Below are 2,900 nucleotides of genomic sequence, written 5' to 3'. Positions count from 1 at the left end.
GGGCGCCCCAAATGACCGTTGCGGCCAGGTCCTCGTTGACACCGCTGATGAACTGCACATCCGCCGCCTCGAAGACGTCCTGATGTTGCTGATACGCACCCTCGACGTTGCCGAGGGGTGAACCGCGGTAACCACAGATAAGTGTTGCCGTCCGTAGACCGCGGGCCATGTCCGCCCGCTGCTGGTCGACGGCGGACCGCAAAAACGCTTGCACACCAGAAAGCGTGATCATCCCCTCACTCGAGGAGATCCGGTCTGAAATGTCGATTTCCAGTGCCATCGACGAATCGTATAACACCCCTGATCTTTCAGACGATGCGCCCGGGGGGTCTTGGCGTCATCGTAGGATGCCGACGTGCGCCCCCAGCTGTCCGGCATTCGCCGATCCGCCCTCTCCGCTCAACGCCATCTGCTTCGGCTTCCGAAGGTTGGTCGCCGACTCTCTCGACCGCTCGTGGACCGAAGTCCGTATCGCATCTATGCCGCACGAGGTGGCACCGGTTCCAGCCAAACAGCTCGGGTGCTCCGACGCAGTGGTCGAGCGTTCGTCCGTCCCGATGTCGCGTGGATGCCACCGTACGCGGATCCCGCGGGCTCGCTCTTGGCGGCGAACCTGGCAGAGTTGCACCCTGCTGCTGAGCCGAGCGAAGTGCTCATGCCTTCCACTGACTACGACGTGACGGTAAGCAATTACGACGTCTTCTCTGAGCGCTGTCATGGCCGGTACGCCGCTGACCCCCAGCGAACGATCGAGCAGAACCTGGTCGGATTGTGCGACTGGGTCCGCGCCAACGATCACTTCGTCGTGCTCAACAACTCCAGCATTCAGTCACTCTTCAGCCGAAACGACATTCGTTCGGTTGTCTTTCTCGTACGGCATCCGATCGACAGCCTCATCAGCTGGGCCAAGCCGGAGCGACACGGGGACACGCTCGAGTTGCTCGGAGGTCAGAGCAGTGAGGCGGCGGTCGACTACTGGGGCCTCCGATGGAACCAGCATGTCGATGAGTACTTTCGGTGCGTCGAAGCTGACCTGCAACCGGTGCTCGTTCGATACGAATTCGCGTATGAGGACGCGACTCACGCACCCGGCCTGGCCCCGGTCTTTGCCGAGATGAACCCATCGACCAGGCCGACGTACGAGCGGGCGATGGGCGCACGCCTCCGCGAGCTGGTAGCGGACAACTATGACAAGCTCTATCCCCGGTGGGACATCTGAACCTCGTTCGTCACGCCAATGACGAGGTGCGGCTGGGAACTGCGGCGATGATTCGATTCAGGCCGTCCGTCAGCGTCGCACGGGGGCAGGCCAGATTTACGCGAATACACCCGTCGGCATCAGCGATGAACATGTCACCACCCTCCAGCAGTACTCCCCCGTGTTCGGCGAAGAAACGAGTCAGGTTGATATCGGCGTCGAAGTAGTGACTCAGGTCGATCCAGGCAAGGTAGGTGGACTCCGGAATCTGGAAGACCGCGTCTGGCAGCTGCGTACTCAGGACATCCTTTACGTAGGCGAAGTTCGCGTCCAGATAGGTCCGCAGCTGGTTGCGCCATTCTTCACCGTTGCGAAAGCAGCCGGCGACCGCTGCCATGCTCACCGGATTGATCAAGGGCGAGTTGCGGTCCTGCCAGACGTTCCTGATGTTCTCATCGGGGATGAGCACGATGGCGCTGCCAAGTCCCGCCAGATTGAACGTTTTGCTCGACGACATCGCGGTGATGATTTGATCGGAGTCCGGGAACAACTTCGCCATCGGTGTATGGCTGACCCCATGCCGCAACAGGTCACAGTGAATCTCATCGCTGACGACGATCACCCCGTTCGCCAGGCACAACTCCCCCATCTGACGCAGTTCATCGTCTGTCCAGACGCGACCGGTCGGATTGTGGGGGTGACACAGGAAGAAGAGCCGCATTTTCGGATCGGCAAGTTTCGCTTCGAGATCGTCAAAGTCGATCGAGTACCAACCGGCTGCGTCTGCCACCAACCCCGATGTGACCAGCTCGATGCCGTGATGATCGCAGGCGTTCTTGAAGTGGCCATAGGCAGGCGTCAGGGTCAACACCTTCTCATCCGGCTGAAGAATGTGCTCGACCAGGTCGTACAGCGCAGGGACGACGCCCGGTGACGTGAGGAAGTGATCTCGCTCCGGTTTCCAGTCGTAGTGCTCGACACACCAGTCCCGATAGGCGTCGAAGAGCTGATCGTCGAAGACCGCCGTGTAACCAAAGACCGGGTGGTCGATCCGTTCCCTCATTGCATCGATTGCCGCCGGCGCCGACGCAAATGCCATGTCCGCGACCCACATGGCGACGACTTCGTGATCCTCGCATGGCATCGCAAAGTCATCCCCGTCAAAGAGATACCCACGAAAGCCGTCGCGCGCTGCGGCGTTGGTGTTGTTGCGATCGATGATCTCGTCGAAGTCAAAATTCACGGAGTTGCCCTTCTCACCCAGAGTCTCGCCAGATTGTAGGTGCACTGTCGTGAGGAGTGGAACTGACCTACGTCGGGCAACACGATCCGCGCCATGATGGTCCGATGACCGGACGCCTCGAACTTCCTGACTTCAAGCTGGAGACGTACTTCAGTACGTGGGAGTTCACGGCCCGACATCACCTGACGGCCTCAGACGCCGAATCGATGACGGTCGCGGAGCTGTTGGCACTCGGTACGGATGAAGACCACGAGGCGTACGAGAACCTGCACCTCGGATACACCCCAACCTGGGGGACAGAGCCGTTGCGAGCTGCCATCGCTGGCTCCTACGAGTCCCTCACCTCCTCGAAAGTGCTCGGATTCGCCGGTGCAGGTGAGGCGCTCTTCTGGGCCATGCAGCTGTTCGTCGAACCGGGCGAACACGTCATCGTGAACGTCCCCAACTATCAGTCGATTG

The 2,900-nt window shown here is 60.3% G+C and carries 4 protein-coding genes; 2 read left to right on the top strand and 2 right to left on the bottom strand.

Annotation, left to right across the window (positions count from 1 at the left end; genetic code table 11):
• Nucleotides 1-280: hypothetical protein (locus HKN37_09240; protein NNE46829.1), on the bottom strand; the 280-nt coding region annotated here is incomplete at its 3' end.
• 75 nt (nucleotides 281-355) lie between these two features.
• On the opposite strand from HKN37_09240, the gene HKN37_09235 reads away from it, so the two are divergent.
• Nucleotides 356-1,219, top strand: coding sequence for a hypothetical protein (locus HKN37_09235; protein NNE46828.1), 864 nt, complete (start codon nucleotides 356-358; stop codon nucleotides 1,217-1,219).
• A gap of 10 nt (nucleotides 1,220-1,229) precedes the next feature.
• Here HKN37_09235 and HKN37_09230 read toward each other — a convergent pair whose 3' ends face one another.
• Nucleotides 1,230-2,441 carry a putative C-S lyase gene (locus HKN37_09230; protein ID NNE46827.1) on the bottom strand — a complete coding sequence of 404 codons (1,212 nt, stop codon included), beginning with the start codon at nucleotides 2,439-2,441 and terminating at the stop codon, nucleotides 1,230-1,232.
• 104 nt (nucleotides 2,442-2,545) lie between these two features.
• Here HKN37_09230 and HKN37_09225 point away from each other — a divergent pair.
• Nucleotides 2,546-2,900: aminotransferase (locus HKN37_09225; GenBank protein NNE46826.1), on the top strand; the 355-nt coding region annotated here is incomplete at its 3' end.

This window comes from Rhodothermales bacterium (assembly GCA_013002345.1).
Lineage (GTDB): Bacteria > Bacteroidota > Rhodothermia > Rhodothermales > JABDKH01 > JABDKH01.
The sequence above is the reverse complement of the archived record's forward strand: the minus strand, read 5'-3'. Positions and strand labels throughout refer to the sequence as shown.